We start from the raw sequence: 23,038 nt of genomic DNA, 5'->3' as shown, positions 1-23,038 counted from the left end.
GGTGGACCCATCGGAGCCGTTCATGACCCCCGCACTCGCCCGAATGTTCCCATCCATCCGATCCGTTGGCGACCTGCTGCGTGCTTGCGGGCCGGCCATTGTCCTCCTGCTGGTGTTTGCGACCGTGATTTGGATCGCGCCAGGCATCCTCAAATGGCGCGCGATCAATGCGCTGCTCTTCGATGCCGCGCCGCTGCTGATCCTGGTTATCGGCAGCACGCTTCCGGTGCTGCTCGGCTGCATCGACCTGTCGGCAGCCGCCATGGCATCGTTTTCAGCTGTGGTCGTGGCACTGCTTGTCCCCGAATTCGGCTCGGCCGCCGTGCCGCTGGTGCTTGTTGGAGCAGCAGGGATCGGGGCCGCCCAGGGATGGCTGATCGGGCGGCTTCAGATTCCTTCCTTCGTGATGACCCTTGGAACGCTCGGCCTGTTTTCGGGCCTTGCCCTTTATCTCAGCAACGCCTCGACCGTCGCCCTCGGTCCTGAAGTTGCGCCGCTCGACTTTCTCGGCGGCAGGACCCATGGCGTGCCCAATGCCTTCCTCGCGGTGGTGGCGGTGTGGATATTCCTGTCTCTTTTGCTGCGTTTCACGCGTGTCGGCCGGGATATCTATGCCTTCGGAGCGAGCGAACTGGCTGCCTATATGTCCGGCGTCCGGCGCGACCTGATCCGGAGCTGCGCGTTCGCGATCTCGTCGGTCTGCGCCGCCCTCGGCGGGATGATGCTCCTGTCGCAGACCCTCTACAGCGCGCCGACGATGGCGAGCAATCTGCTCTTGCCTGCGCTGGTCGGCGTGGTGGCGGGCGGGACCGCGATCTCGGGCGGGGTAGGCGGCCTGTCTGCAAGCCTGATAGGCGGGCTCACGGCAATCATGGTCCGCGTCGGCGCCACGATCGCGGGCCTGCCGGGCGCGGCGCAGGACGTCGCCTTCGGCATCATCATTCTGGTCGCGGTCGCCGTTACAACGGACAGGACCAAGATCGGCATCGTCAAGTGATCCGGGCGGCGGCCAAAAAGCATATCTCGGGAGGATTTGATGAGACCAATGGTTCAGCGGCTGGGCTATGTCGCCCTCAACGTGGCGGATATCGAAACTGCGATAGAAGACGCTTGCACGATCGCAGGCGCCCGCGTCGTCGAACGGGAGCGAGGACGCGCGTTGCTGACCTCGAACCAGCGTCAAGCTGAACTCGTCCTGCATGCCGGCGATAGCGACAGCGTTCGATCGATCGGGCTGCAGGCCCATGATAGCGAGGCGGTCGCCGCGGTACGTATCCGTGCCGAACAGGCTGGCCTCAAGATTCTGTCCGAGCGTCCCTCGCTTGCGTGCATCGAGCGCTCCGTCACTTTCGCGACCAGCGAAGGCCATGTCTTTGAGGTCCACACGCCGATGCCGCTCACGCAGCCGGTCCGTCACACGGGCCCGGGCATCCGTCCGCGCTGCCTCGATCACGTGAACCTGTCGAGCAGGGATTCGAAGGCGATCAGCCGGGAGCTCGAAGCCGTGCTCGGGCTTCGGCAGTCGGAGAGGACCACCGGCCATGAAATCGTCTGGATGCGTGCGGCCGACAACCGGCACCACACGGTCGCGACCGTCAAAGGACCAAGCGGGTTGCACCACTTCAGCTGGGAGTTCGCCAGTTTCGACGATTTCAAGCGGCTGGGGGATATGCTTGACGCACAGGGACGCTTCCTCGTCTGGGGACCTGGCCGCCATGGCGCTGGCGACAATCTGTTCGCCTACTACATCGACCGGTCCGGGTTCATGGTGGAATGCATCGCCGAGATGGAAGTCATCGAAGACGAGAACCATCAGCCAAGGATTGCCGACCCGGGTGAAAACCTGTCAAATCCCAAGGTCGTGAACCGCTGGGGCGCACTGCCGCCCCGCCTTTGGACGGAGCATTTTATGCCGTTCGCCGCGCCGATCGCTGCCTGAAATCGGGAGGAAAATCATGGATTTGCAAAAAGTAGACCTTGCCGATGAGGTTCGCCGCGTCATCGAGGGCCTCGAGGAGAAACGCTATTCGGCGATGCTGGCGTCCGATGTCGCAACGCTTGCGGATCTCCTTGATGACGACCTGGTCTACACGCACTCCTTCGGAGAGCGTGACGACAAGGCGGGTTATCTGAAAAAAGTCGCAGACCGGTTCTTCGTCTATCACGAAATCCATCACAGCAGCGAACGCATCGTCGTGCGGGAAGGCCTGGCCGTCGTCGCCGGCACCATGCGCGCGAAGGCGACGGTTGGAGCCGCGGTCCGCGAGATCGACAATTCCTGCATGGCGGTCTGGGGAAAAAGCAAGGACCGGTGGCGTCTGATCGCCTATCAGCCGACACCCTTTCGGAAGTAGTTAGATCGTATCATTGACTTAAAAATATATTTTTTGTAACGATGTGTGAGGTTCGACGGAAGTGAGGACGTCGGATGCGACGGGCGGAGGATGAACAATGACGGCAATTCGCAAGCGGCAGCTTGAAGCGGGCGGCGAGGGCATTCTCGGCATCCACTCCGTCAACCATTTCGTGCTGGCCGTTCCCGACCTCAAGGAGGCCGAGCGCTTTCATCAGGCTTTCGGTCTCGACGTGGTGAACCATCGCTCGGGCTATGCGGTGCGCACGGAAGGGATCGACCACGACTGGGGCTTCTTTGTCCAAGGCTCGCGCAAGCAGCTGCAGCATCTGTCCTTCGGCGTCTTCGACGAGGATTTCCAACGCTTCAAACTGCATCTGGAGGCCAAGGGGATGGAGCTGTTGCCTCCGCCCCAGGGCTTCGAGTCCAATGGATTGTGGTTCCGCGACCACGACGGCAATCTCATCGAGCTGATCGTCGCCGCCAAGACGTCGCCCGACTTTAAGGCGCAGTCGGGGCATGCCTCAACGCCCGCCGGCGTTGTCGCCGCGCCGCTGCGCAGCAAGGCGGCGAAGGTTCGCCCGACCCGACTTGCCCACATCCTGATCTTCACCCGTGACGTCCAGAAGGCGATCGACTTCTACACCGAGGTCCTGGGCATGGGGCTGTCCGACCGTTCGGGAGACAACATCGCATTCCTGCATGGCCGCCACGGCAGCGACCATCACATGCTTGCCTTCGTCAAATCATCGGCGCCTGGCCTCCATCATACAAGCTGGGACGTGCCGCTGATCGACAATGTCGGGCAAGGTGCGATGCAGATGGCCGACAAGGGTTTTTCGAGAGGCTGGGGACTGGGGCGCCATGTGCTTGGTTCGAATTTCTTCCACTACATCCGCGACCCCTGGGGCAGCTACGCCGAGTACTCGTGCGACATCGACTACATCCCCGCCGAGATGGATTGGGAATCCAAGGACCACGATCCGCAGGATTCATTTTACATCTGGGGGCCGACTCCGCCTGACGACTTCGCGCGCAATTATGAGGCCGAGTAGGCGAAACGGGCTTTTCGACACCATTGCAGCCCGTCGGGATGGATAAGGCTCCGGGCAAAGAACGCAGAGCAAAGGAAATTGCATGATCAGAATACTGAAGTCGGGGCGATCCGCAGAAGCCAAGGCGACCGATGCCAGCGCCGTCCGCGGGGCGGTCGAGAGTGTTCTCATCGACGTCGAGGCCCGTGGAGACACTGCGTTGCGGGAACTGTCGCAGAAGTTCGACCGGTGGTCGCCGCCGTCCTTTCGTCTTTCGCAGGACGAGATCGATGCATGCGTCGGGGCGCTGTCTTCCCGCCAGCTGGACGATATCCGCTTCGCGCAGGCGCAGATCCGCCGCTTTGCCGAAGTCCAGAAGGCCGCCCTCAAGGATGTCGAGGTCGAGACTCTGCCCGGGGTGGTGCTCGGCCACCGCAACATTCCGATGAATTCGGGCTCGCGCCGCACGGCATCCGGGTCAACAGCATTGCCCCCACCTTCATCGAGACCCCGATGACGGCTCCTTACTTTGAAAGCAAAGCTTTTCGAGATGAGGTATTATCCAAAGTCAAGCTTGGCCGACTCGGTCGAGTCGAGGACCTGACGGGGGCCGTTGTCTTTCTTGCTTCGGACGCTGCTGCATTGATGACGGGCACTTCCATCAAGGTCGACGGCGGTTGGACGGCGGAATGACTTTGGCAAGTTTGACATTCGATACAAGTTGGCCAAGAAGCGGCACGATGCCAGATCCATTTGAATCACTTCTACGGTCAGACAAGCGACATTGAGATGGACTCGGTAGCCCGCACGATTGCCAACGACGTTTACGAGCAACTGCGCCACGACATCATTTCGTGCCGCATGCTTCCGGGATCCAAGATCAACATCCAGGCCCTCGTGCAGAAGTATGAGGTGAGTTTGGGCGCTGTCCGCGAAGCGCTGTCGAAACTCTCGGCCGAGGGCCTTGTCGACGCAAGGGCGCAGCGCGGCTACACGGTTTCCGACGTGTCTCCGGAAGACCTCGCTGAATTGACCGATGCTCGCGTCCGCATCGAACAGGAGTGCCTCAAGCTTGCGATCGAGAAAGGCGGGCTTGAGTGGGAGACAGATATTGTGGCCGCCCTCCATCGTCTCAGCCACACGCCGTACACGATGCCCGATGACCCCGCTGTTCTGGACCAGCGCTGGGTCAAGGCGCATCGAGAATTTCACCGTGCTTTGGTTTCAGCCTGCGGCAACCGTTGGCTGCTTCGGATTCGCGGGCAGCTTTACGATCAAAGCGAGCGCTACCGGCAGCTCTCGGTGCCGCTTGCCAGAGCCGAACGCGATGTGGCGCAAGAGCATAGAAACATCGCAGATGCAGTCATTGCCCGCGATGTCACACGAGCCTGCGCGGAGATAGCATCGCATATGTGGACGACAACGCAGATCGTCACGACCGGGCTGACCTAGGTACAACGACCTCTGCAACCGAGTTCGTCTGTTGACCGGACTTCGCAAGCAGGCTCGACAGGCTCAAAATCCCGTCCCGGATTTGAACCTATGGACTAAGACTTGAGGCAGCAGCGATCGAGACTTCGGGCAGGTAGTCGCCGGTTGCTTGTGGAACCATACGGAACGATACGGGAGGGGTCGTGAATTTCGCCCACGAAAAACGCAATGAAATCAAGTTCCTTACGACATCCTCCGGGCCGGCCAAATTCTCGACGCCGTCTATCCGGTCATTGAGCGCCTCGCAAGGAACATAGCCAGTGATACCTTGAAGCCAGGGGGCGGTACCGTTACGGCAACCGCCGGGCAAGTGTGCTACAATTTGTGCTACCTATTGTGATACAAATCGTGTCGCCAAGGACAAAAAACTAAGCAAAAACAATGGCAATTGCAACGTGGTGATCCCAGCCAACGGTACCATCGGCTTCCGGCGTCAGGCGAAGCCGGGGCATCATCCAAGAATTCTTGGCGGCGTCTCGCCCCAACAACATAGCAGTCGTCAACCCAGCTCTCGTGGGAACGATCCATTCTCTTTAAGACCGCTGGCTCCATAGAAACCGACATTCAGGTGCCAACCCGATTGGCTACGGTCAGCTGCTATCAGCGCGAAGCCATCGCCCGATACAAAACTTGTACGGACTTCGCAGCAATATGGCCCGCTCATCGAATTGGGGAAGAGGAAGGTTTCATCAGCCTGGAAATTATCGGGAACGCCATTTGCAAATGGGTAGGGTGCGTACAAGCCCGAACTATGGACCGAATGCAGGGTGCACTGTTTTTCAGTAATACAGTTCGTTACCCGGGCGGTAACAACGTTGCACAGGTGCTCATCACCTGAAAGGAAGACCACACGCTCGACCTCTTTGTCGCAAAGAAACTTGAGCAACGCATGGAAGGAGCGCGGGTATCCGTCCCACGCGTCAGAATGCAGGGCACAGCTGGAGTGTCCGGCCACTTCTCTGCGACGTGGTAGGATGGCTGAAGGTGTAAGAACAAATTTAGGCAGCTCGGCGTATTCGGGCTTGGTCAGCCATGCGCACAGCTCGTCGAACTGTTTCGGCCCCATGATCTTCGCTTTGTGGCAATTCAAGGCTGTTCTCCCCTCACGCTCGGTGCGGGTATCGCTGAGGAAGAACGGCACGCCATCGTGGGTGAAATTGCGCCAAAGATGAGCCGGAAGGCGCCCGGTTTTGCCGCGTTGATATTTAAGATACGCCTGTGTTCCCGCCTTGAAATCGGTGTCTTTGCCACGCATTTTGGGATCGGGGTCATTGGCCCAGTTGTCCCGGATCTCATGATCGTCCAACATGGTTTCGACCACCAGATTCAGGCGCTGCGTTACCGCCATCACACCGCGGCTTTGACCGCGACGTTCATATGCCATTCGGAAGCGATCATCGGTCACCTTGGGGTCGAAGAGACCGGCGGTTGCGTCGATGTATACCTGATCACCAGCCAGAAGCAGCAGGGTCGGCGCGCCGCTTTCGCCCAGCAGATCGGCAAGCGCAAGCAGGGAGGCATCGGCTGGCCCTCGTGTGGCGTGCTCGCCGTTGGGCATATGGTCGAGGAAGTCACTGGGATACTGGCAGCTAGCGAGGGCGAAGCGAATTTGCGTTGGCCGGCTGCCGTTCTTGCGGTCGTAGCTCCGGCGCAGCTTCCCAGGATCGCCTATGATCAGGCCGCCACGCAAGTCGTCAAGCGTGTCAGCCTCCAGCGCGTCACGAACCGCCTGGACGGCCTCGTCCGGTGCCTTCTGCGCATGTGGGCCGGTATCGAAGACATCAGGTGTTTGACCTGCCAAATCGGGTAGTCGCGGCAACCGGGCAAGACCGCCGATACCCTCGGCCTGTACGTATAGCAAAAGCACCAGGACTTGTTCCGCGGGAGGCCATTCGTGAAGCGGAACATCGAACGCGTAGGGCGACGCGCTTTGCGGCATGTAAAGACCAATCAAACTCTCGCCTTGTTCCATCTGGTCGGGACCAGGTGCAGCCGCTGTCTCGACCATGCAGAGCCGATTTCCTGTCCTGCGAACGGGGACAAGGAGGGCGGCGTGAGGGAACCCGCGCCCTCCGCTGTCTGCTGCCTGAACTCTGATCTTGCCGGCTTCGATCCCAATGCGAACGCCGAATGCTGGGGCCCTGGCCTCGTAGGGGAGAGAACGCGTCAAAGCTCAATACTCCACCGCTTGTGTGACGGGTCGCCTGATCAGACCGACCTGTTGTCTGGAACTCCAAGGTATTTTGCTATGACGCCGCAGATCGACGCGGCGTCTTTGCCGATCAGGCAGTCCTGATGGCCGTGGCCAGGTATGCACCAGGTCAGATAGGAAGGCTGGCCGAGACCCAGATGTGACTGGTTTTCATCGATAACCTGCCTGATCGCTTCCTTTGATTGTGGCTCTTCGACGGCTTCCGAGGATGAATTCAAGTGCGGCACACCGGCCTCTCCGAGCATATTTCGCATCAGCCTCAGCGTCGAAGGGTCAACCAAACCGTTTTCCGCTCCATGGATCGACATCATGGGAAACCGCAGTCGATCCCTTACCCGATCGGGCAGCACGTAACGATTGATGCCGGCCCTATTCGTGACGGTGTTGAAACCGGCGAAATGGATAACCTGCGAGACCGTCTCGACGCTAAGCGGGCCGAAGAAGTCGTCGATTTGGTCGAGCACGGCGTCGGAGAGGTTTTTGAGTGAAAAGGTGCGCGAGTAGAGCGCGTCCATCCGATGCCTTGTCCCGACCCAGGGCGTTACCTTACCCGGAGGCCAGATCGGATTTTCGCGCCGAAACTCGTCAGGCGGCATTCTCGTCGCCGCAAGGGCGCGGTCGAGCAATTGACCGGGCAGTGAGATTTCACTGCGCGGGCTAAACACATAATCCTGAACTTGAAGGAAGTATCGAATATACCGCATTATATAGGCGGCGAGCACATTGGATGAGCTTAAGAGCATCGCCGGTCCGACCTGCGAAAAAACCACCCGCCCAATCTTCTGGTGTAGATCTTGTTGATCCGATCCGCCAAGTATTGCCATGCTGAACATGGCCGCGCCCATGCAATGGCAGACGACATCGAGCTTTTCCTGCTCAGTGACAGCCAGCACGTGGCGGATGGTGATCGGAATATCCTGCTCGGCCATCGTCTCGAATGGCCAGTTGCCGGTGGCTGTTGTCAGGCCCGAGCTCGACCGCATGTCGAGCACCCACACGTCGCGGCCGGCATCGCACAATGTCTGGGCAAGATTGCCGGGCACGGCGGTGTGGGCAAAGGTGGTGCCGCTTGCGCTGTAGCCATGGATGAGCAGTACCGGGCGTTTCGAAACACCGCCCTGGCCAAATCTGGCGAGAGCACCGTTGTAGCGCGCCAAGCGGATGCGAACCGACGGCATCGCCTTGTCCAAGGTCAGCCATTCGATTTGAGGGGTTGGCAGGCCCGTTATTGTCCCGGGCAGCCTTTGTGGCACACGCTCTGAGGGAGGGTCGGGGCGGCGAAAACTCAGCGCATGTATCTGAAGGACGACGCGTAGGCCGTAAAGCAGGAAGGACATCAAATCCGCCAGCGCGGCGACCCTGTTTTCCTGGCCGACTATTCGCAGCAGGGGCACCTGCTGCCGGGCAAGGTAGCGCTTGTTGAGTTCCAGCACCGGTGGTTTCCTGCCGAGCGCAGTCTTGCGCATGCCAGGGAAAGCCACGACCGACATCTCTATCAACTGCGTCCACGGACTGGTGCCGCGTCCATATGTGAGCCGCTTAACCGCTCTGATCTTCCCATGTCGGAATATCGAGCTGTCACCCCCTGCATCGGCAGCGGCCTTCCCGGGCGTCAGGTCATCGGCTTTGACGATCTTGTCGATGCTCAGATCGTACTCGATCAGCCGCACCGCGCCTGCCCGGGAACAAAGGTACAGAATGTCGAACGGTCCGACGCCTGATGGCCCTGCGCTGTCGGGAGGCTTGAGACGTAACCATTTCTGGCCGTGCCCGATCCAGGTATATGCGACGTCGCGAAATCCACGGTTGACCGCCCAGGCCAGCAAAGCCCGTAGTGTTCGAGTAACGGGACCAGACTCTTCGCGATCGAAAAGGCGCAGCGTGCCCGAAATCTCGGCTTCGACGGCGACGTCGGCTTCATAGGCTTTGTCGGCGACAGGGTCGAACCGCTTTCCTGCTCGCAGGATACGCAATCGACCGTCGGCGATACGCAAGCGGCGGCCTTCGGGTGTCTGCGAGGAAAAAAGATCGGACAGGACCACCGGCTTCGTGGTGATGGTCACTTCGACCATATGCGGTCTTGCCCTGCCGCTGCCGCGCGTCACCAAGGGTATCTGGCCTCGCACCTGCTCAGTCAGCTCGATCCTGGTTGGAGCAGGTTTGGGGTTGGTCTGCGGCGTGGAATAAACTGGCCTGACGACGCCGGCGGAATTCCCAGGCACATGACTGTCGGTCAAGCGACCGCCGCTGAGTTGCCATTTCTCCTTGAGCGCGCTGATTGCGCGCAACGCAAGGACGGCGATAGTCAGGGCAGGGTTGATGCCCAATGACGTGGGCACGATCGAGCCATCGAGCACGATCAACCCCTCATGAAGACTGTTAGGGCCGGCGCCGGCTGCGTCGAACACACGGCCGAAATGGTCCGTGACGCCTTGCCGGACGTCATCACCCATGGCGCATCCCCCAAGCGGGTGAACCGTGACCAGGGGGCCCCGCTGGCGGCCGAATACTGCTTCCAATCGATCTGACAACGGACGCCAAAGCAGATTGTTCACAATACGCCCGCCCAACCCCGATCTTTGAAGCATATCGCCAAGACGTGCATGATGTTTCTCGAACCGCGGGTCCAATCGCAACTCCGGCCATCGCACGGTGAGCATTCCATCGCTGTTGTCGGCTATGGCGCCGCCCGGGGCCAGTTCGCCCTCCGCATCGTCGCGGCCGATCATCGCCAGCACAAGGGAGTTCGCGATGGCGTTGGGATCGACTGCAGCGTCGTCGACCCATGAGGGATTTGGCTCGTGCTTCCCCCAATCGCCCTCGGCCACGCGATTGAGCACATCGAATGTGGTGGTGCTCTCTTCAAAAATGCGCCGCAGCGGTCCCGGCACCGCCAGGTCTTGAATCACCAGATCGGTGTCCGCGTTGCCTTCGCGCAGATCGATCATCGCGGTTATGGTCGGACCGATCGCGCGGCCGCTGTCGTCGGCAGCGTCAGGAGCAGGAGACTGCGTTTCATCGGCAACGCCATTGACCCGGGTCGCCAGGGCGTGCGCTACCACAAGCATATCCCCGTTGGCGGAAAACTTGCGACCCAACTGATCGGAGAATCTTGTCCGGTCATCCTGCGAGCGCATCAAGATTTCCGTCGAGCCGAAAGTTCCGGCAGCGAGAACCACCCGCCTTGCCCGCAGCGCAAATGGCTTCCGTTGGCGGTCTCTCAACTGCCCGTCCGTGTGGTTGACGTCCACCTGCCATCCATTCTTCAATGGCCAAACGCGCAGGGCGGTTGCGCCGGTGACGATGCGGACTCCGCTTTGTTGGGCAAGGCGCAACAAGTTCAGATCGAGAGATTCTTTGGCGTTATAGTTGCAGCCCGTCGCGCAGTCGCCGCAGCGGCGGCAGGGACTCATCGCAACCCCGGCGGAATTTGTGTGGCAACGGGACGCAACGGTAATATGGGCGGATCGTGCCTTCCCGTCAGCCAACCTGCCAAGTGCGTCGGTTTTGGCTAAGGAAGGGGTGTCGGCGACATCCGTTGCCTTGGCTCCCAACCAAGCGCGCAGTCGTTCAGCCGTCTCTGCAAGCTTGGGTTCTTTGCGAATTTCGGAAGGCCAGCGCGCCTCCTGGAAGATCTGCGGGTGAGGCATCTCCATGACGCCGGCATTAATCAACGAGCCGCCGCCCAGGCCAGAGGCTATAAGCGCGGCCGCGTCGTCGCTCCAGCGCATGTCGTACAGTCCGTCGAACACCCCGCGCTGCCGCTCCGCGAATGGCGTCGTGAAGCGGACGTGCCCCGCCAGGTCGGCCATGCGGGCCGGGAACATTCCCGCCAGGTACTCCTTGCCGCGTTCCAGAAGGCAGATGCTCAACGGGTTTCCCTGAGCATCCTTGCAGTTGCTAAGTTCGGCGGCGGCAACAGAGCCGCCATAGCCGCTGCCAACTATGACAATGTCGAAATCAAACTCGTCCTTGGCGCGTCTTCTCCGCGGGTTTGCTATCTGAGGCATATCGATAGCCAATGCTTCGAGCCCTCGCGAAAGCCAAACTGTTCCGCGTGGTGGTTCGGCTGCGCCTTCGGGATCGATGGACATTGGCCCCTCCCAACATTGGGCCTGAACTATATGCGAAATTTGATGTAACGTCAGGAAGCCGCACCCGTCATACTGTGGTAGCCTTAAGGATGTCTGCGAGGTCCTATTCTTGGGGCTGTTGGCCGCGACTGCGGGGGGAGGCCATGACGGAGACTCAAGCGCTACTGGAGAGTTTCCTTCCTCTTAAGTTACTCGGGAGACTTCACGCGGCTCGCTCCGATGGTCCGGTAGCGGTCGAGTTTCCGGCCGCCGTGATGTTTGTCGATGTGTCGAGGTATACCGCGCTGGTCGAGCAGCTGGCGCGCCGGGGACAGGAAGGACTTGAACGAATTCCAAACCTGCTCAACCGGTCGTACTCACGCTGTGTGGAACAAGTGCATGAGCGTGGCGGAGAGGTTTTATATCTCGCAGGCGACGAGTTGCTGGCCTATTGGGCGGCGGACGCCGACGGGCTTGCAGGCGCTGTAAAAGCGGCAACCGCTTGTGCCGAGGCCATCTGCGGTAGCCAGAATGACCGTTCGGACAACGGCGAAAGTGACGTCGCACCGGCACTGCACGTTGGTGTCGGCGCCGGGCCACTCTGGGCCGCGGTGTTGGGTAGCCAACGCGTCTGGACCCTCTTCGCCGGAGGCAGCGCGGTGGTGCAAGCTGCGCGCTCCCAAGCTGCCGCACGCCGATGGGAATATGTGGTTTCGGAGAAGGCAAGCTTGGCGCTAACGGGGCTGCACGGATCGCGCCCTTATCTGGATGCCCGAGCGACGATACCTCCCCCAGCCGACTGGCTGGCGAGGTTTCTGCCTGTGCAACTCAGGGATCTGATCACTGATGTCGGATCGGGCTCGGCAACCGGAGGCAGCGCTATCCCGCTCCGCTCCGTGGAAAATCGCCGGACAGCCATCCACCTGGACACCCTTGCCGAAATAAGACCGATCACTGCCTTGTTCGCGCGAATAGTCGGGCTCGACTATAGCCAACCTCAGGACCTTGCTCGCTATCAATCGCTATACGCAGCCTTGCAGGAAGATTTGCGTTCGCGAGGCGGACCGGCCGGCGAACTGCTCCTGGATGACAAGGGCTTGGTTTTCTTCGCGGCGTTCGGAGCGCGGGGCAGCTTTCACCGCGATGATCCCAGCCGAGCGGTCGATGCTGCCCGCGCGATCAGCCTGACAGTTCAACATTTGGGGCTTTCGGCGTCGGTGGGAGTAGCTACTGGCGATGCGCATTTCAGTGTCGTCGGCAGCGCCCGCAGGCGGCAGCTAATGGTGTTCGGAGCCGCCGTCAATCGGGCAGCTCGGCTGATGACCGCATCGACGACCATTCTATGCGATGCGCCGACCGAAAGAGCCAGCCGGAGGTCATTTCGCTTCGACGAGCGTGGCACGCTGCAGCTCGAAGGGCTAGGCGAAATGGCGACCGTCTTTTGTCCGGCGGACCAACGCGCTCCCGAAGACAACACTACCGCTCTCCTTGGCCGGCAAAACGAAATGGCGGCCCTGGAACGTGCATTTCGCGAAGCCCGGGAAGGAAGCAGGCGTCTAGTTGTGATCCTGGGCGAGTCCGGCATTGGCAAGACTGCCTTGATCAAGGCCTTCACAGATGAACTGCGGCTGATGCCGACCGCCGTCTTTGTGGCTGACGCCGAACGTGACGATCGCCGCACATCGTTCTTGCCGTGGCGACGCCTGTTTGCGGCCGTTCTCGGGATCCTCTCCGAAAGCGACGGCGTGACGATTCTTCAACGTGTCACCGAGCGTATTCATGGCCACCCGTCGATCGTTGCGCGGCTGCCTTTGCTCGCGGATGTGCTAGGCGTCGAAATTCCGCAGAACGAAGCGACAAGGCACTTGGAGGGAGCCAATCGCGCCGATGCGACCATGCGACTTCTGGGCGATCTTATGGATACGTTGTCGCCCCGCCCGCTGGTATTGGTGCTGGAGGACAGTCAGTGGCTGGATTCGGCATCCTGGCGTCTCGTGGAGTGGGTTCTATCCTCCTTGACATCGCTGCTTTTGATCTTGTGCGTGCGCTCGGACGAGGTACCGGAGCAGCTGAAAAACCTGCGCAAGCGGGCCGAAGCACCTGGCATGAATGCAGGCGCAACCGACACCGACGACCCGGCTCGCTTTTGTCGTATCTTGGATCTCGAGGAACTCAGCGACGCATCAATCTGCGAATTGGTCGCCCGCACGCTGGGCGATGCGCCGCCACATGATGAACTCTTGCACCGGGTGTGTGCATTGGCTGGCGGCAACCCGTTCTTTGCAGAGGAGATAGTTCTCACGCTCAAGAGTCAGGGTCTCATCGCTTTGCGCGATGGCTCCTGGCGCCCAATTCGGCCACTGGATCGCCTCAAGTACTTCGATGGTGTCGAACGGGTCATTCGCGAGCGCGTCGATCGGCTCGACGCCGGCGCGCAAGACGCGATCAAGGCGGCGGCCGTGATTGGCCGTACTTTCAGCCGTGAGGCGCTAGTGACCTTGCTCAAGGGCGTGCTGCACCGCGACGCGGTTACCGCGGCCGTCGACTCGCTGGCGGCCGCACATCTCGTGCATCAAGTCGTCGGCTCAGCGAGTTATGAGTTCCGCCATGATCAGATCCGGGACGTCGTCTATGGCGCAATCCACGGCGAAGTGCGCCAGCGGCTTCATGGAGCATTGGCTGCATGGATGGAGTCAAGCCAGTCGGCTGCCACGGGCGCTGATATCGCAACACTTGTCCAGCACTTCGAAGCCGCGGGGGATGGCCTCAAAGCAGTGAGATACGCAAATCTTGCCGCGACAAAGGCCCTGCAGATCGGTGCATTTCGCGAGGTCGAGTCATTCCTGGGAATCTGCCTGAACTACGAGCCCGAGCAGCCTTGGAGTGCCGTTCAAAGGCTCCAGGCAGTGCGTTGGCGTAGGCAGCTAGGCGAGGCCCAATATAGCCGTGGCGACCTTCATGGTCAGGGCATTTCTGTCAGACGAGCGCTAAAATTGGCGGGCGAGCCAGTTCCACGCTCGTCAATGGCTCTTCTGACCCGACTGCTCGGAAGCGGGGGGCGCCTTGCATTCCAACAGATATTTCCTCCCTCGGCGCGATCAGGTCGGGACGAAGCCACGGTTTCTTGGGAACAGGAGCTCACACGCTGCCTGAACCAGGCTGCTGTCGTGGACTTTTTCGAACTTCGTTTCTCGCGCGCTTTCTCGCACACAGTTGCAGCTGTCACCTACGCAGAGCGGACTGGGGTCACAACCGAGGTGGCGGTGGCGTCAGCACAACTCGCGTGTGGTTTAGGGATTCTCGGGTGGCGGCGCGCCTGCCGCTATTTCATGGCGCGGGCGGAACGGGTCGCGATCACGCTGGCAGACCCATCGATCCATTCGCACCTCTGCAACCTCGATGCGTTGTGGCGTATCGGTCATTGCGATTGGATGATGGTGGATCGCCGTCTCGATCAGTCCCAGGAGCTTTGTCTCCAGGCGGGGGATCAACTGAGTTGGTGTAACGCGCAGGCCATTCGCTTCTGGTCATTGTACTACCGGGGGCACTCCGGTGAGTTGGAGCACACTGCCCAAGCATTGCTTTCACGGGCGCAGAACAGCGGAAACCTCCAGCAGGAAATTTGGGCGCTGCGATGCAAGTCCTTGTGCGTTCTTCAAGCGGACAGCCCGCGGGAGGCGGTCGACATTCTGCGGCTGACCACGTCCGCAATGGTCGGGTCCGCCGATCTCGCCGACATGGTTTCGGCGAAAGGCTCGCTCGCGCTGGCGCTCGCTCGCATTGGGCAACATGCGGAGAGTGTCCGGACCGTTGTGGAGACGCTGCGTCTACTTCGCGATATGGGCCGACCGACTGTACACAGCACGCTTCCTGGCCTGACCGGTGTCATAGAAGTGCTCCTGCGCGGCCGCGAGGCAGGCCTGTCGCGGGAATACGATCAATGGCGGCACTGGGAGCGGCAAGCCCTGCATGAACTCAAGCGCTATCGTCGCGTGTTTCCCGTCGGTGGCCCACAGCATGAGTTGTGGGTCGGTGTGGCGCATTGGCTGGATGGACGCAATGAACTCGCTGTCTCTGCATGGAAACGTGGGCTCGCGGCCGCTCAGCGCCTTGCATTGCTTCGCGACGCGTCGATAATCGCGGCCGAGATGAGACGCCGACTGGATCGGGTTTAGCAGCTCGATTAGGCAATTCCCACCAGGTCTGAATCTCTACGCATTGGCCTTGGTGCGGTGCCGAATTTTCCGGATCAATTCCTGAGCGACAAACAGGTCGAGGTGACCGCCGCCGCAATTCTTGAAAAGAGTAATGTCCTGCGGTGAAATAGGGCGCAGATTTGAGCTGCCGCACAATTCAAAGAGGTCGGCCTCGATATCGTCCCATGTCATGACCCCGCTCTCCACCGGCTGCAGGAAGTCGCCGCACGAGCCGCATTGAGAACGGCTGTCGGTGAACAGCCTCGCGCGCTCGATCGTCCGATCGTCCACTTCCCGCATCTGGGGGTTCCAGCCGCCGATCAGGTTGACGTGGCAACCGGGACGAAGCACATCCCCGTGGATCAACGGGACTTCCGCCATCGTCGCGCTCGAGACGATGTCGGCTTCGCAAAGAGCGTCGTCAAGCCGCTCGGCCACTTCTATCGGAAATCCGTCTCGGGCCATCGCGGCGGCTATCTCTTTCGCCCGTTCCGGTGTTCTGTTCCAGATGCGGATGGCGTTGATGGATGGACGGACCGCGAGCATCGCGCTGATAACGTGAGGCGCCAGCGCGCCGGCGCCGATCATCAGCAGGCTGCGGGCGTCCGGCCTTGCCAGAAGATCCGCCCCGAGAGCGGAGTCGGCGGCCGTTTTGCGGAGCGTCAATGCCGTGCCGTCCGCCACCATCACCGGGGTTCCGGTCTCGGCATCGAAGGCGGCGTAGATTCCCTGATTTGCCGGCACCGGTTCGGCGCGGGACGGGTTCTCGGGGAAGACGGTAACCAGTTTCGCCCCAAGAAGCGCGCCCCGCTGCCAGGCCGGCAACACGATCAGATTGCGCGCATTGTCGCCTCCGGGCTCGCCGAGCACGACCTCCTGAACCTCCGGCATCGGAGCCTGATGCGCGAGGCGCAGCGCATCGACGAGGCTGCGGTAGCCGAGGAGTTCATGCACGGTCGGGCCGTCGATCAGATGCATGGCGTCGTTCTCCCGAATTCCCGCGCGACAAGATTGATGTATCGATCGACCTCCCGCGTGACATCGGCTGGCGACCAGCCCATGAGGTCGGCAATCGCCTCGGCCGCTTGCCGAGCGATATCCAGGCCGAGCCGCTCCGACCATCCGAGCGGAAAGCGCCGAAACAGGAGGTCGTCGAGATGGAAAACCATGTCCTCGCGGACAGCCTGTCGCAACTGCTCGATGTCGATTCCCGTCTCGCCCAAGGTGGAATGACCGTTTGCCGAGGCAGGCTTGGCAATCCGGGCAGCGTAGGAGACGGGGCGGCTGGGATGCTCGGGCCGGATGCGCTTCGACACCGCCTCGGCGATGCTGGCGCCGGCGTTCCGATGCGTCATCAACAGGCCGCCTGTATAGGTGTAGTAGGCTGCCCCGCCCGGTTTTGACAGATCGTGCAGAAGAACCGCCTCGCAGCCGTCCGGATGGCCCGCGCGCGCTGTTCTGGGCCGCACCCCGGCCCAGCTATAAAGGACATCTTCGCGCGCGATGGGAAGGGACGGAAAGACCGATCTGAAATCCTGAAGGAGCGCGAGTATGGTCGGTTCGTCGGCGCGAAAACCATCCGGCGATGGGTCGCATGGTTCGTCGCGCGGCCCGAAATAATGCAGGTCGCCCCAGGGGATGACATAGAAGGGATTGCCATCGGGCAGGGCGGTCTCCACCGCCAGACCGCGGAATTCGTCCGGCAGGCGCACGACGATGTTGGTTCCCTTCAGCCCTTGGTTCACGCGAGGGACGGAAAGGCCGCATCGGGACGCTGTTTCATCGACCCAGGCGCCGGTCGCGTTGACGATGCAATCGGCGACCACCGTCGACACGGACTTGGCCTCCTCGGCTCGGCCGCGCCTGTCGGCGACATCGAGATGCCACCTGCCATCCGCAGCCTGTCTGATGGCGACGACCTCGGCGTAATTGCGCGCCTGCGCGCCGCAATCGCGAGCATTCATGACGGTGTCGAGGCAGATGCGCTCGGGCCAGTCGAACTGGTACTCGGTGAACTTGACCGCGCCGATCAGGTCCTGCCTGTCACGCAGGTGGCGAAGCGCAGATTCGCTTGCCGCCTCTTCGGGACCGAGCAGCTCGAAATCGAGTGGCACGCCACCGGGATCGAGCAGTTCGAGCAACCGGAAGCCCAGCCGTGCCTTCCAGGCCGGGATGCCGTCGTTGCGATAGAGCGGTGTGTAGAAGCGCACGGGGCGCACCCGTTCCGGCGTCGCCCGAACGAAACGCGATCGGTCGCGCATCGCGCGCCTTGCCAGTTCGAGATGCTCGATCGCCATGCGCGGATTGAGAAGGAAATTCCAGATCGAGCGTCCGGGCGAGAAATACGTCAAGCCGCAATGCTGCAGGCGGCTGGAGCGGCTCGACGTGCCGGAGGCGAAATCTCCGCGCTCGAGAAGCACGGTGCGGAAACCGGCAGCGGCCAGATGGTTGGCGGCGCTGGCGCCGGTGATGCCGCCGCCGATCACGGCGACCTGAAACGACGAGGCCTGGTTCATAGGGTGAGCGACAGGCGGAATGCCTCGTAGATGGAGGCGTGGATGTTCCTGCTGGCAACAGCATCGCCTATGCGGTGCAGCTCGAATCCTCCAGTGTCAGTGACCTCTCGCGCTTCTGTTGGGCTGATTAGCGCCGGCAGCGAGGTCACGCCCTTGTTGCTGGAGAGATCGCGGAGCGCGTTGAAGACCTCGTCGAGAGGCTGCGTGCCGCGCTCGACGATGATGCGAGGGGCGGAAATCTCCAGTTCCTGTCCGGTCAGCTCGTGCCTGAAGACAGCGTTCAGCAGGTTGGAGCCGTTGCGTTCGACCCTGACAAGATGGTGGTCGACGGTCACCTTTATGCCGCGCTGGCGGAATTGCTTGCGGTAGACCGCACGCGAGGAATATTCGATCTCCTGCCCGAGGCTGTCGTCGATGGTGACGAGATGGACGGACGCTCCCTGCTCGGCCAGGTGCAGCGCCGTCGATATTCCTTCGTGCCTGCCGGTTCCGTCATAGAGCATGACGTCTCCCCCCTGATGGGTGCTGGCGCTCAACACGTCCCAGATGTTTTCGCAATGCTCCGCGCCAGGCAGCCAATCGAGGTCCGGCAGGCCGCCGGTAGCGACGATGACGCTGTCCGGTTTCTCGGCCAGCACATCGGCATCGCTGGCGTAGACGTCGCAGCGCACGTCCACGCCAAGACGCTCCAGTTCGGATACCCGCCAGTCGACGATGCCGATCAGGTCCCTGCGCCAGGTCGCGCGGCAGGCGAGCAGAACCTGCCCGCCGGGCTTGCTCGACGCTTCGAAAAGCACCACCCGATGGCCGCGTTCGGCGCACACACGCGCGGCTTCGAGGCCGGCGGGGCCGCCGCCGACGACAACCACCTTGCGGCTGTGATCGGCTGGTTCGATGACCTGCGGCAAAATCGTCTCGCGGCCCGAGGCCGGATTGTGGATGCAGTTCACCTTCTTGTGCATGCAATAGGAGGCGCCAACACAGGGGCGGATGCGGTCTTCCTCGCCGCGCATCAGCTTGTTGACGATCTGCGGGTCCGCCATGTGGGCGCGCGTCATGGCGACCATGTCGAGCAGCCCGTCGCGAATGGCGTGCCGCGCCGTGGCGAGGTCGGTTATGCGGGCGGCATGGAAGACGGGAAGCTTGGTATGCTGTCGGAACATCCCGACCCGTGAGAGGAAAGGGGAGAGAGGCTGCGACATGCCCGGCATGTTCTGTTCGGCCAGCGCGATGACCGTATCCATCCTGCCGAATATGCAGTTGAACACGTCGATAAGCCCTTCGCGTTCGAAGATCCGCGCGATCTCGAGGCAGTCCTCGAAATTCAGGCCGTCCTCGCTCGCCTCGTCGATGACGAAGCGCATGCTGACGACAGTGTCGTCGCGGACGCGCCTGCGGATTTCCTCATGCACCATGAGGCCGAAGCGAACGCGATTTTCCACCGAGCCGCCAAAGCGGTCGGTGCGGAAATTGGTGCGCGGCGAGAAGAACTGGCCGATCAGGTGGCCTCCGGTCAGCGTCTCGACGCCGTCCAGGCCTCCCTCCACGCAGCGCGCGGCCGCGTCGCCATAGGCTTTGACGACGCGCGCAATGTCATATTCATCCATTTCCCTGGAGAAGGCGCGATGCTGCGTCTCGCGCGATCGGGAGGGAGCGATTGCCGGCAGCCAATTGCTGGTCGTGGCGTCAGCGCGGCGACCCAGATGCGAAATCTGGCACATCAGCGCCGCGCCGTGGGCATGGATGCGCTGCGAGAACTGCTGCAGGTGCGGGATGATCTCATCGGTGGCGATGTTGATCTGTCCGCCGCCCCAGTTCGAATCCACATCCACCATGGAGGAGCCGCCGAACATGGTCAGGGCCAGCCCGCCCTTGGCCTTCTCCTCGTGATAGCGCTGGTAACGTTCCAGCGGGAAGCCCCCTTCCTCCATGAAGGAGGCGTGGCTGGTGCTCATGATGCGGTTGCGCAGCACCAGCTTCTTGATGGTCAGCGGCTGCAGCAGGGGATCCTTGCCGCCTGCTGGCGCGCTCGAAGACGAATGTGACTGGGGCATTGCCGGATCCATGGCTCGTGCTTGCTCTGGAGCGGAGGTACGGAAACGGGCGTTGTTCAGAACCTGCCTTCCGCCCGGATCTCTCCCTGCACTTTCTCGATGCTGTCGCGCAGGATCGAGATCATGGTGTCGATCTCTTCCTTCTTGATGATCAGCGCCGGCGAGAGCACGCACATGCTGCCGATAGGCCGCACGATCAGGCCGTTTTCGTAGCAAAGCCGATCGATGCGCAGCGCGACGGCCTTGTCGAAATCCGTCGCGGCCGGCGCGTGCGGATCGGTGGCGCATTCGACGCAACCCAGGAGACCGATGCCGCGCGCGTCGCCGACAAGGGGAATCTCGCCGAGCTTGCGCAACTGCTCCTGGAAATAGGGAGCGATTTCGCGGACATGTTCGAGCAGCCCTTCTTGCTCGATGACCTCGATGTTGGCGAGCGCCGCGGCGCAGCTCACGGGATGGCCGCTATAGGTGTAGCCGTTGGTGTAGGCGCTTCCCTTCGCGTTCTCGCCCGATATGCGACCCAGCACGGCGTCCGAAATGACGAAGCCGCCCAGCGGCACGTAGCCCGAAGTCACGCCCTTGGCGAAGGTGATGATGTCGGGAACGATGTCGAACACCTTCTCGGACGCGAACCATTCGCCGCAGCGGCCGAAGCCGGTCACGACCTCGTCGGAGATATAGAGGATGTCGTGCTTGCGGCAGATATCGCGGAAGCGGCGATGATAACCCTTGGGCGGCACGATGACGCCGCCCGAAGCCAGCACGGGCTCGGCCAGGAAGGCGCCGACATTCTGCGGGCCGAGGCTCTCGATCCGCTCTTCGAACTCGGCCACCAGGAATTCGAGGAAAGCGGCCTCGTCGCCGCCCTGCGGATGGCGGTAGCGGTTCGGCGCCGAGATGAAGGTGACGTTATCCAGCTCCAGGTCGAAATTGGGGCGGTTTCCGGCGCGGCCCGAGCAGGCCGCGGTAAGATGCGAGCTTCCGTGGTAGCCGTCGATACGGCAGATGATCTTCTTCTTGCTGTGACGCCCCAGCACATTGTTGAAGAACTGGACGAAGCGAAGCGCCGAATCCACCGCCGACGAGCCGCCGGTGGTGAAGAACACATGGTTGAGGTCGCCCGGAGCGAATTCGGAAATGCGCCTTGCCAGCTCGGCCGACGGGCCGTTCAGGGAATACCAGGGCGAATTGTAGCAGATGCGCAGCGCCTGCGCGGCGATCGCATCGGCAATGGGCTTGCAGTTGTAGCCGACCTGCGTGCACCACATTCCGGCAGGGCCGTCGATCATCCTGCGGCCGCGACTGTCGGTGATGTAGATGCCGTCGGCCGAAGTGAACAGAGGCCGGCCGCCGGCGGTGCCAAGCTTGGCCAGTTCCTCCGCAGGGCTGATGAGGTGGCGGTGCGCGGCGCTTTCCAGTTCCGCGACATTCCACTGGGATCCGGTCTCTGAATACATGTGCACTGTCTTCTCTTGTCTTGTTGTGTGTTGTTGCCGATTGGGCGGGCCGCTTCAGCGAGGCGATGCAACAGGCATCGGGCTGAAATCGTCCGGGAAGAATGCCGACAGGAATGTCAGGCAAATCTGCCTGTAGCGCTTGCGGTCCTGGGGGCCGTTCTGGCCGGTGACGTGCCCGAATATCCAGCAGCCGTCGGTGATGGCATAAAGGCCCTGGGACACCGCTTCGACGTTGATGTCGAGAGACCTGAGCGTGGCAAGTTCCGAGACCAGGTCGGTGATCGACTGCAGGGATCGGCGTTTCAGCTCGCTGCAGCGCCTCTTATAGGCAGTGACACGCGGAGCCTCGTCCCAGAAGGCCATCCAGACCGCAAGATCGGCCGCCCTGGCTATCCTTGGATCGAAATCGACTTCAAGCAGGATGCGCAACCGCTCGGCGGGAGAGCTCGGAGCGGCCGCCATGGCCTCGGACCAAACCGCCTCATACTTGCTGGCCACGACATTGAGGGCGGCAAGCAGCAGGCGTTCCTTCGTCTTGAAGTGAAAGGCGATGACGCCATAGCTGCACCCGGCTTCGTTGGCGATGTCGTTGACCGTGATTCCGGACAGGCCGCGTCTGGCTATCACCGCGCAAGCGGCCTCCAGCAACTGCTTACGGCGCTGCGCGCTATGGCTCGATATCTCATTTTTTTTTGATCCCATATGCGATGCTATGAACTTTATGTGATTGTCGTCAATGGTATTTTCGGGAGATTTTTTTGATTGATCGATCATATTTTTATTGACCGATCAGATTTCGAAACTGATATTGCGAGCCAGATGAAAAAGGCGGGTGCCGGTTCCGGATCGAACGGGTGCCGCCTTCAAAGAGCAAAAAAACAAAGGGGAATGACATGCAGGACAAGCAGGATCGGGGCCTCGCCGGGTTCACGGCGACCCGTCGCCAGTTCATGGGCGCCGTTGGCATGCTGGCTTTGAGCGCATCGCTTATGGCGCAGACTTCCGTGGCGCGCGCCGAGCCCAAGCAGGGTGGCTCGGTGAAGTTCGCCATCAATGACGGCACGCAGACGGATTCCTACGATCCGGCGACCTGGCAGAACTCTTATACGCAGGTGATCTTCGGCGGCACGCTGTGCAACGCGCTGACGGAACTGGACGTGGAGGGCGCGGCAGCGCCCGACCTCGCGGAGAGCTTCGCCCCCTCGGACGATCTCAAGGTCTGGACCTACACGCTGAGGCCGGGCCTCAAGTTCCATGATGGCACGCCCGTCACGCCCAATGACGTCATCCAGTCCTACCGCCATCATATGGGGCCGTCTTCGTCGTCGGCTGTGAAGGCGCTGGTCGATTCGATCGTGGACATCAAGGCCGATGGCGACCGCAAGGTGGTCTTCACCTTGAGCGGTGGGAACGCGGACTTCCCTTACCTCACCGCGGACGTTCATCTGGTGATCTTGCCGGCCAAGCCTGAAGGCGGCGTCGCCTGGGAGAAAGGCGTCGCGACCGGCCCCTACATGATCGATGACAACCAGCCGGGCATTTCGGTGCGCATGAAGCGCAATCCCGCCTATCACAAGCCCGGTCAGCCCTATTTCGACGCGATCGAATTCGTCAACATCATCGACGTCGCCGCCCGCACCAATGCCTTGCTG

At 61.4% G+C, this 23,038-nt stretch carries 15 protein-coding genes and 1 pseudogene; 9 read left to right on the top strand and 7 right to left on the bottom strand.

Going from position 1 to position 23,038, the window contains the following annotated elements:
* Positions 1-22 precede the first annotated feature (22 nt).
* The 7 genes and pseudogenes from FJ471_RS08205 (at position 23) to FJ471_RS08175 (ending at position 4,839) form a co-directional block, all read left to right on the top strand.
* Positions 23-997 (top strand): ABC transporter permease, encoded by a 975-nt coding sequence (locus FJ471_RS08205; protein WP_140802675.1) that lies wholly within the window; start codon positions 23-25, stop codon positions 995-997.
* Positions 998-1,036: 39 nt separating this feature from the next.
* On the top strand, positions 1,037-1,939 hold the full coding sequence (locus FJ471_RS08200; protein ID WP_140802674.1) for a VOC family protein: 903 nt from the start codon (positions 1,037-1,039) through the stop codon (positions 1,937-1,939).
* 16 nt (positions 1,940-1,955) lie between these two features.
* Positions 1,956-2,354 carry a nuclear transport factor 2 family protein gene (locus tag FJ471_RS08195; RefSeq protein ID WP_140802673.1) on the top strand — a complete coding sequence of 133 codons (399 nt, stop codon included), beginning with the start codon at positions 1,956-1,958 and terminating at the stop codon, positions 2,352-2,354.
* Positions 2,355-2,451: 97 nt separating this feature from the next.
* On the top strand, positions 2,452-3,408 hold the full coding sequence (locus FJ471_RS08190; RefSeq protein ID WP_140802672.1) for a VOC family protein: 957 nt from the start codon (positions 2,452-2,454) through the stop codon (positions 3,406-3,408).
* A gap of 82 nt (positions 3,409-3,490) precedes the next feature.
* Complete coding sequence (locus FJ471_RS35240; protein ID WP_140802671.1) at positions 3,491-3,904, top strand: histidinol dehydrogenase; 414 nt, start codon at positions 3,491-3,493, stop codon at positions 3,902-3,904.
* Positions 3,844-4,080: pseudogene (locus tag FJ471_RS35235) on the top strand (SDR family oxidoreductase); the annotation flags it as partial. The gene FJ471_RS35240 and the pseudogene FJ471_RS35235, both read left to right, overlap by 61 nt.
* 60 nt (positions 4,081-4,140) lie before the next feature.
* The gene (locus tag FJ471_RS08175; protein ID WP_210242003.1) at positions 4,141-4,839 is read left to right on the top strand and encodes an FCD domain-containing protein; all 699 of its coding nucleotides are present in this window, start codon (positions 4,141-4,143) and stop codon (positions 4,837-4,839) included.
* Positions 4,840-5,377: 538 nt separating this feature from the next.
* Here the strand turns inward: FJ471_RS08175 and FJ471_RS08170 are convergent.
* Entirely contained in the window at positions 5,378-6,886 is a 1,509-nt protein-coding gene (locus tag FJ471_RS08170) for an alkaline phosphatase D family protein (RefSeq protein ID WP_140802670.1), read from the bottom strand.
* Positions 6,887-7,086: 200 nt separating this feature from the next.
* Positions 7,087-11,184: a GMC oxidoreductase gene (locus FJ471_RS08165; protein ID WP_140802669.1), complete on the bottom strand. Its 4,098-nt coding sequence runs from the start codon at positions 11,182-11,184 to the stop codon at positions 7,087-7,089.
* Positions 11,185-11,327: 143 nt separating this feature from the next.
* On the opposite strand from FJ471_RS08165, the gene FJ471_RS08160 reads away from it, so the two are divergent.
* On the top strand, positions 11,328-15,338 hold the full coding sequence (locus tag FJ471_RS08160; protein ID WP_181179233.1) for an AAA and adenylate/guanylate cyclase domain-containing protein: 4,011 nt from the start codon (positions 11,328-11,330) through the stop codon (positions 15,336-15,338).
* 36 nt (positions 15,339-15,374) lie between these two features.
* Here FJ471_RS08160 and FJ471_RS08155 read toward each other — a convergent pair whose 3' ends face one another.
* Genes FJ471_RS08155 through FJ471_RS08135 form a run of 5 tightly spaced genes read right to left on the bottom strand, consistent with a single transcriptional unit; the run spans position 15,375 to position 22,160 of the window.
* Complete coding sequence (locus tag FJ471_RS08155) at positions 15,375-16,337, bottom strand: ornithine cyclodeaminase (RefSeq protein WP_140802667.1); 963 nt, start codon at positions 16,335-16,337, stop codon at positions 15,375-15,377.
* Complete coding sequence (locus FJ471_RS08150) at positions 16,328-17,875, bottom strand: FAD-dependent oxidoreductase (protein WP_140802666.1); 1,548 nt, start codon at positions 17,873-17,875, stop codon at positions 16,328-16,330. Before FJ471_RS08150 ends, FJ471_RS08155 begins: the two co-directional genes overlap by 10 nt.
* Complete coding sequence (locus tag FJ471_RS08145; protein ID WP_140802665.1) at positions 17,872-19,929, bottom strand: NADH:flavin oxidoreductase; 2,058 nt, start codon at positions 19,927-19,929, stop codon at positions 17,872-17,874. Before FJ471_RS08145 ends, FJ471_RS08150 begins: the two co-directional genes overlap by 4 nt.
* 56 nt (positions 19,930-19,985) lie before the next feature.
* Positions 19,986-21,386, bottom strand: a complete 1,401-nt coding sequence (locus FJ471_RS08140) for an aminotransferase (RefSeq protein ID WP_140802664.1) — start codon at positions 21,384-21,386, stop codon at positions 19,986-19,988.
* Positions 21,387-21,440: 54 nt separating this feature from the next.
* Positions 21,441-22,160: a TetR family transcriptional regulator C-terminal domain-containing protein gene (locus FJ471_RS08135; protein WP_140802663.1), complete on the bottom strand. Its 720-nt coding sequence runs from the start codon at positions 22,158-22,160 to the stop codon at positions 21,441-21,443.
* Positions 22,161-22,279: 119 nt separating this feature from the next.
* Between FJ471_RS08135 and FJ471_RS08130 the strand changes: the two genes are divergently transcribed.
* On the top strand, positions 22,280-23,038 hold a 759-nt coding region (locus FJ471_RS08130), incomplete at its 3' end, for an ABC transporter substrate-binding protein (protein ID WP_246684643.1).

The organism is Mesorhizobium sp. B2-7-1 (assembly GCF_006440735.1).
GTDB lineage: Bacteria > Pseudomonadota > Alphaproteobacteria > Rhizobiales > Rhizobiaceae > Mesorhizobium.
The sequence above is the reverse complement of the archived record's forward strand: the minus strand, read 5'-3'. Positions and strand labels throughout refer to the sequence as shown.

What these genes read in the sequence shown, in the direction of transcription:
- FJ471_RS08140 (WP_140802664.1), bottom strand. Translation starts at nt 21,386, where the DNA reads ATGTATTCAGAGACCGGATCCCAGTGGAATGTCGCGGAACTGGAAAGC.
- FJ471_RS08150 (WP_140802666.1), bottom strand. Translation starts at nt 17,875, where the DNA reads ATGAACCAGGCCTCGTCGTTTCAGGTCGCCGTGATCGGCGGCGGCATC.
- FJ471_RS08200 (WP_140802674.1), top strand. Translation starts at nt 1,037, where the DNA reads ATGAGACCAATGGTTCAGCGGCTGGGCTATGTCGCCCTCAACGTGGCG.
- FJ471_RS08190 (WP_140802672.1), top strand. Translation starts at nt 2,452, where the DNA reads ATGACGGCAATTCGCAAGCGGCAGCTTGAAGCGGGCGGCGAGGGCATT.
- FJ471_RS35240 (WP_140802671.1), top strand. Translation starts at nt 3,491, where the DNA reads ATGATCAGAATACTGAAGTCGGGGCGATCCGCAGAAGCCAAGGCGACC.
- FJ471_RS08195 (WP_140802673.1), top strand. Translation starts at nt 1,956, where the DNA reads ATGGATTTGCAAAAAGTAGACCTTGCCGATGAGGTTCGCCGCGTCATC.
- FJ471_RS08205 (WP_140802675.1), top strand. Translation starts at nt 23, where the DNA reads ATGACCCCCGCACTCGCCCGAATGTTCCCATCCATCCGATCCGTTGGC.
- FJ471_RS08165 (WP_140802669.1), bottom strand. Translation starts at nt 11,184, where the DNA reads ATGTCCATCGATCCCGAAGGCGCAGCCGAACCACCACGCGGAACAGTT.
- FJ471_RS08145 (WP_140802665.1), bottom strand. Translation starts at nt 19,929, where the DNA reads ATGCCCCAGTCACATTCGTCTTCGAGCGCGCCAGCAGGCGGCAAGGAT.
- FJ471_RS08155 (WP_140802667.1), bottom strand. Translation starts at nt 16,337, where the DNA reads ATGCATCTGATCGACGGCCCGACCGTGCATGAACTCCTCGGCTACCGC.
- FJ471_RS08160 (WP_181179233.1), top strand. Translation starts at nt 11,328, where the DNA reads ATGACGGAGACTCAAGCGCTACTGGAGAGTTTCCTTCCTCTTAAGTTA.
- FJ471_RS08135 (WP_140802663.1), bottom strand. Translation starts at nt 22,160, where the DNA reads ATGATCGATCAATCAAAAAAATCTCCCGAAAATACCATTGACGACAAT.
- FJ471_RS08170 (WP_140802670.1), bottom strand. Translation starts at nt 6,886, where the DNA reads ATGGTCGAGACAGCGGCTGCACCTGGTCCCGACCAGATGGAACAAGGC.